Source organism: Pseudomonas sp. RA_35y_Pfl2_P32, assembly GCF_963970735.1.
GTDB lineage: Bacteria > Pseudomonadota > Gammaproteobacteria > Pseudomonadales > Pseudomonadaceae > Aquipseudomonas.
The window spans coordinates 1-523 of record NZ_CAXAQF010000202.1 but is presented as its reverse complement, the minus strand read 5'-3'; the positions used below and the strand labels follow the sequence as shown (position 1 = coordinate 523).

Annotated in this window: 1 protein-coding gene; it reads right to left on the bottom strand. The window is 61.2% G+C overall.

All coding sequences use genetic code 11. The annotated features are described in order from the left end of the window. On the bottom strand, positions 1–371 hold a 371-nt coding region (locus tag AACY45_RS27865; protein WP_339548695.1), incomplete at its 3' end, for a site-specific integrase. Positions 372–523: the final 152 nt, after the last annotated feature.

The following is a 523-nucleotide window of genomic DNA, read 5'->3' as shown; positions in this document are numbered from 1 at the left end:
AGGTAATCGATCAGCGCCTTGTCTGTCTTCTTGGTCGGGATTGCTCTGACACGGAGTGCCTGATCGAGGCAGGCTGGAATCCGGTACTCGATGTATCGGAAGAAGGATCGGATCGCGGCGAGCCTGCCATTGCGGGTCCGCACGCAGCTGCCGCGGCCGATCTCCACATGATCGAGGAAGGCCATGATCATGTCTGTGCCGAGATCCTCAACCTCGAGATCGGTCGGTCGGCGCTTCAGCCGATCGGCAGCGAACTGGACGAGGAGGACGAAGCAGTTGGCATAGGTCTTCACCGTGTGCGGGCTGACGGCGCGTTCGCGCGGCAGATGTTCCCGCAGATATGCCGAGAGATGGGGAGCAAGCGCCGTCATGCCGCTTCTCCTTGAAAAAGTTGCTCGCTTGCAGCCGCAATGTCGCGCAGCAGCACTGGCGTGGCTTCGAGATACCAGTACGTGTTGGCGATCGACGCGTGCCCCAGGTAGACACTGAGACCGGCCATGTGGTGGGCAATGGCCTCCCTGTC